Here is a 5,363-nt window from a genome sequence, read left to right on the forward strand (position 1 = left end):
CGCCACCGCCTTGGACCACCAGTCGGGGCCGTGCAGGCGCCGCATCAGCGCGTCGTCGGCGTTGCCGCGCTGCTGCCGCAGCGACACCCAGCGGGAGGCGTCCCGTACGGGGTGGCGGGTGGTGCGGCGGCCCCGCTGGATGCGCCAGCCGGCGCCGAGGACGCGCAGTGCCAGGTCGGCGTCCTCGCGGAAGGCGCGCGGGAAGCGTTCGTCGAAGCCGCGGACCTCCTTGAGCACGTCGGTGCGGTACGCCATGTCGGCGGTGATCCAGCGGGCCCTGGCGAGACCCGCCGTGCCGCGTTCCCAGTCGGTGGGGCGGCGTTCGCCGGGCAGTGGTACGGCGATGACGCCCTGGACGGCGCCGGTGTCGGGCGCGGCCTCGGCGAGGTCCTGGATCAGCTGGTCGCACCAGTGCGGGCCGACCTGGACGTCGTCGTCGAGGAAGGCCGTCCACGGCGAGGTGACCGCGCGGATGCCGGTGTTGCGGGCGGCGGCGGGCCCGCGGCCCCCGCTGCGCAGCACCACCGTGCGTTCGCGCAGTTCGCCGAGGACGCTCAGCGCGTGTTCCAGCGCCGCCGGGTCGGCGTCGGGCGCGGGCCGGTCGTCGACGAGGACGATCTCGTCGGGGCGGGGCCCGTGCGCCGCGGCCAGCGCGGCCAGGCAGTCGCTGAGCGTGCCGCGGGCGAGGGTGGGGATGACGACGGCGTAGCCGGTCATGGGGGCGCCGGTCATGCGAACGCCCTCCCCCGGCGCACCGCGAACGGGCCGATGGCCAGCAGGTCCACGGGTGCGGAGCCGAAGCACTCCAGCGCGTCGCGCGGGTCGTCGACCATGGGCCGACCGGCGGTGTTGAGGCTGGTGTTGACGACGACGGGCAGCCCGGTGCGCCTCTCGAAGGAGGCCAGCATCCGCGCGACGAGCGGCTCGCGGCGCTCCTCGACGGTCTGGATGCGGGCGGTGCCGTCGACGTGGACGACGGCCGGGACGCGGTCGCGCCAGGCGGGGGCGACGTCGTGCACGAAGAGCATGTACGGGCTGGGGATCGGCCCGGTGAAGATGTCGGCGGCGCGGTCGGCCAGCACCATGGGCGCCACGGGGCGGAACTCCTCGCGGCCCTTGACGTGGTTGAGCCGCTCCAGGTTCTCCGCGCGGCCGGGGTGGGCCATCAGGGAGCGGTGGCCGAGGGCGCGCGGCCCGAACTCGCTGCGGCCCTGGAACCAGGCGACGATCCCGTCCCGGGCCAGTTCCTCGGCGACCGTCTCGGCGATGTCGTCGGGCTCCTCGTAGGGGATCGCGGCCGTGTCCAGCCAGGCGCGGATCTCGTCGTCGCTCCAGCCGCGGCCGAGGTCGGCGCCGGGCATCGGCTCGGGCGCCGTGCCCTCCCGGGCGGCGGCCACGTGCAGGGCGGCGCCCAGCGCGGTGCCCGCGTCGCCGGCGGCGGGCTGCACCCACACGTGCCGGTACGGGCCGCGCGCGGCGATCTTCGAGTTGGCGACGCAGTTCAGGGCGACGCCGCCCGCCATCGTCAGGGCCTCGCCGCCGGCCTCGCGGTGCAGCCAGTGGACGAGTTCGAGGAGCAGTTCCTCCAGGACGGCCTGGGTGCTCGCGGCGAGGTCGGCGTGGTCCTTCGTCCAGTCCTCGCCCTCGGCGCGGGCCGGGGCGAGGGCCGCCCAGTCGACGCCGTGGGCGCGGAAGCCGCCGTCGCCGGTGGCGTGGACGCGCTCGCGCAGCCGGTCCAGGTGGCGGGGCGTGCCGTAGGAGGCGAGGGCCATCACCTTGTACTCGTCGCTGCTGCGCAGGAAGCCGAGGTGCTCGGTCAGTTCCTCGTAGATGAGGCCCAGCGAGTGCGGCAGGGCCTGGGTGGCGAGGGTGTCGAGCTTGCCGTCGCGGTAGCGGCCGGCCAGGTGGGAGGCGCACTCGCCGCGCCCGTCGAGGACGAGGACGTCGTTGTCGGGGTGCGGCGACGCCGGTCCGGCGGAGGCGGCGTGCGCCACGTGGTGCGGGACGAAGACGACCTGCTCGGGGTCGAGCCCGGGCAGCGCGTCGGCGAGGAACCGGGGTGCCCGGCGGGCGTATTCGAGGCGCAGCGGGTCCCAGGGGTCGTCCAGGCCCATGGCGCGAGCGGGCCGGGCGAGCCGCGGGTCGAAGGAGTACGCGACGGCGTCCAGTTCCTCCGGCCGGACCCCGGCGTGCTCCAGGCACCAGCGCGCCGACAGTTCCGGCATCTCCCACGCGGAGAAGGGCACCGGGCGCTTGCCGTGCTTGCGGCGGCTGAAACGCTCTTCCTCGGCGGCCGCAACGGTCCGGCCGTCGACGACGAGTGCGGCGGCCGGGTCGTGGAACAGGGCGTTGATACCAAGGATGCGCATGGGGTGTGCTCCGTCCCGGGGGACTGCTGGGGTCTGTCTCGGCTCGCGGGTGCCGCGGGGAAGCTGCCTCAAACACTTGGAGACAACTCAATTCCGGAGATGAACGGACATTTCACGCATCGTGACGATCTACGCCCGGCGCCCGCCAGGGGCTACGCGGCGACGGAGTGCGCGAACCAGCCGATGGTCCGCTCCAGCCCCTCGCCCCAGCTCACCCGCGGTTCCCAGCCGAGCCGTTCGCGGGCGAGGGTGGTGTCGGGCCTGCGCCGGCCGGGGTCGTCGACGGGTCGTTCGACGAAGCGGATGCGGGAGCCGGAGCCGGTGAGCTCGACGATGCGCCGGGCCAGCTCCAGCACGGTGATCTCGTCGGAGCCGCCGATGTTCACCGGGCCGCTCTCCTCGGAGGCGGCGAGGGCGAGGACGCCGGAGACGGTGTCGTCGACGTAGCACAGGGAGCGCGTCTGGCCGCCGTCCCCGGCGACGGTGAGGGGCATGCCGTCCAGGGCCTGCGCGATGAAGGTCGGCACGGCGCGGCCGTCGCCGGTGCGCATGCGCGGGCCGTAGGTGTTGAAGATGCGGACGATGGCGGTGTCGGTGCCGTGCACCTGGCGGTGGGCGGTGACCAGGGCCTCGGCGAAGCGCTTGGACTCGTCGTAGACGCTGCGCGGGCCGATCGGGTTGACGTTGCCCCAGTAGCTCTCGCGCTGCGGGTGCTCCAGCGGGTCGCCGTAGACCTCGGAGGTGGAGGCGAGCAGGAAGCGGGCGCCGTCGGCGCGGGCGCGCTCCAGGGCGTTGCGGGTGCCGGTGCTGCCGACGTCGAGGGTCTCCAGGGGCAGCCGGAGGTAGTCGGCGGGCGAGGCCGGGCAGGCGAAGTGCAGGACCAGGTCGAAGCGGCCGGGCAGACCGCGCAGCGCCGCCGGGTCGGTCGCGTCGGCCCGGACGAACCGGAAGCCGCGGTGCCGTTCCAGCTCGGCCACGTTGCTCCGGGAGCCGGTGGCCAGGTTGTCGAGGCAGACGACGTCGGTGCCGGCGTCCAGCAGCCGGCCGCACAGATGGGATCCCACGAACCCGGCACCGCCGGTGACCAGGGCACGGCGCCAGACACGACCGCTCAGGGGGCTCTCGCTCACGGGTCACTCCTCACTCTCGCCCCCCACACACGTGTCGGCTGAGTAACCCGGTGACCGTCCCCACTACCTCGAACTGGCATACGACGAAGCACTATACACCGCGTATATACTCGCTGTGTATAGTTCTCGCATGCCTTCGCTGACCAGCAAGATGACAAAAACGGGGACCAGGTTGCGCGGAGCCGCGATTCTCGCGGCGGCCGCCTCGCTGACACTGGCGCTGAGCGGCTGCACCAAGCTGGAGACGAGCTCCCCCAGCTCCGTCCGGGGCGAGGCCGGCTCCCAGGGACGGGCGGCCGGTTTCGGCACCGTCGACTGCCGGCGGGCCAAGTGCATAGCGCTGACCTTCGACGCCGGACCGAGCGAGAACTCCGCCCGGCTGCTCGACATCCTCAAGGAGAAGCAGGTCCCGGCGACCTTCTTCCTGCTCGGCAAGCGGCACATCGACACCTATCCCGAACTTGTCAGGCGCATGGCCGCCGAGGGCCACGAGGTGGCCAGCCACACGTGGACGCACCAGATCCTCACGGACGCCGAACCGGACGAGATACGCGAGGAGCTGGAGCGCCCCAACAAGGAGATAGAGCGCCTGACCGGGCAGCGCCCCACGCTGATGCGCCCGCCGCAGGGCCGCACGAACGACACGGTGCACGACATCTGCCGCGAACTGGGCCTGGCGGAGGTGCTGTGGAGCGTGACCGCCAAGGACTACACGACGGACGACTCGGACCTGATCACCGAGCGGGTCCTGGACCAGTCGTCCCGCGACGGCATCATCCTGCTGCACGACATCTACGACGGCACCGTGCCCGCCGTGCCCGGCATCATCGACGCGCTCAAGAAGCGCGGCTACGTCTTCGTCACGGTGCCGCAGCTGCTCGCCCCGGGGAAGGCCGAGCCGGGCAAGGTCTACCGATAGGGCGGTCCTGGGGGAAGGACGCGGCGGCGGACGGCTTCCGCTGCCTACGATCGTCGCGTGGTCATCTTCTCGCTCGAACGCACCGCCCCGCTCTCCCCGGAGGAGGCGTGGCGCCGGCTCACCGCATGGCACCGGCACGGCGACGCGGTGCCGCTGACCCGGGTCCGCGTGCCCACTCCCCCGCCGACCGGGGTGGGCACGGTGGTCGTCGCCCGCTCGGGGCTCGGCCCGTTCGCCTTCGACGACACCATGGAGGTGACCGTCTGGCAGCCCCCGCGGGACGGCGCCCCGGGCCGTTGCCGGCTGGAGAAGCGGGGCCGGCTGGTCGGGGGGTGGGCGGAGATCGAGGTACGGCCGGGTCCCGGCGGCCGGGCGCGCGTCGTCTGGCGCGAGGAGCTGGACGTCCGCCTGCTGCCGTCCCTGTGCGACGGCGCGCTGGGACGGTCGGGGCGGTACGTGTTCGGGCGGGCGGTGAACCGGCTGCTCAGACAGCCGTGACGGGATGCGTGCCGCGCGCGCCGAGGAAGCCGGTCGTACCGGCCGGGAGCGGGGCGTCCTCGTGGTGGATCGGGGTGTGGGCGCCGGTCAGCGAGACGCCGCTGCCGCCGCGCCGGGCGGCGACGATCTCCGCCGCGATCGACAGGGCGGTCTCCTCGGGCGTACGGGCGCCGAGGTCCAGGCCGATGGGCGACCTGAGCCGGGACAGCTCCCGGTCGGTGACGCCGGCCTCGCGCAGGCGCGCCTCGCGGTCCAGGTGGGTGCGCCGGGAGCCCATCGCACCGACGTACGCGACCGGCAGGCGCAGGGCGACCTCCAGGAGCGGTACGTCGAACTTGGTCTCGTGGGTGAGGACGCACAGCACCGTGCGCGCGTCGGTCGGGGTGCCCCGCAGATAGCGGTGCGGCCAGTCGACGACGACCTCGTCGGCGTCCGGGAAGCGGGCCC

General features: G+C 73.8%; 6 protein-coding genes. 2 read left to right on the forward strand and 4 right to left on the reverse strand.

What is annotated here, in order from left to right; all coding sequences use genetic code 11:
* The 3 genes from GTW67_RS21935 to GTW67_RS21945 all read right to left on the reverse strand — a co-directional run.
* Positions 1-732 (reverse strand): glycosyltransferase (locus tag GTW67_RS21935; RefSeq protein WP_161166515.1); only part of this gene is annotated, 732 nt, incomplete at its 3' end.
* A complete protein-coding gene (locus GTW67_RS21940) occupies positions 729-2,369 on the reverse strand; it encodes a carbamoyltransferase family protein (protein WP_161166516.1) in 1,641 nt (546 codons plus the stop codon). The genes GTW67_RS21940 and GTW67_RS21935, both read right to left, overlap by 4 nt.
* Before the next feature lie 152 nt (positions 2,370-2,521).
* Positions 2,522-3,499 (reverse strand): UDP-glucuronic acid decarboxylase family protein, encoded by a 978-nt coding sequence (locus GTW67_RS21945; RefSeq protein ID WP_161166517.1) that lies wholly within the window; start codon positions 3,497-3,499, stop codon positions 2,522-2,524.
* Between the two features lie 130 nt (positions 3,500-3,629).
* Here GTW67_RS21945 and GTW67_RS21950 point away from each other — a divergent pair, with 130 nt between their 5' ends.
* Together GTW67_RS21950 and GTW67_RS21955 are read left to right on the forward strand one after the other, a co-directional pair.
* Positions 3,630-4,418, forward strand: coding sequence for a polysaccharide deacetylase family protein (locus tag GTW67_RS21950; protein ID WP_161166518.1), 789 nt, complete (start codon positions 3,630-3,632; stop codon positions 4,416-4,418).
* Positions 4,419-4,475: 57 nt separating this feature from the next.
* A complete protein-coding gene (locus GTW67_RS21955; RefSeq protein ID WP_161166519.1) occupies positions 4,476-4,916 on the forward strand; it encodes an SRPBCC family protein in 441 nt (146 codons plus the stop codon).
* Here the strand turns inward: GTW67_RS21955 and GTW67_RS21960 are convergent.
* Positions 4,903-5,363, reverse strand: a 461-nt coding sequence (locus GTW67_RS21960) for an XdhC family protein (protein WP_161166520.1), incomplete at its 5' end; no start/stop codon positions are given. The genes GTW67_RS21955 and GTW67_RS21960 overlap by 14 nt on opposite strands.

Origin of the sequence: Streptomyces sp. SID5910 (assembly GCF_009862125.1) — a bacterium.
Classification (GTDB): Bacteria; Actinomycetota; Actinomycetes; order Streptomycetales; family Streptomycetaceae; genus Streptomyces.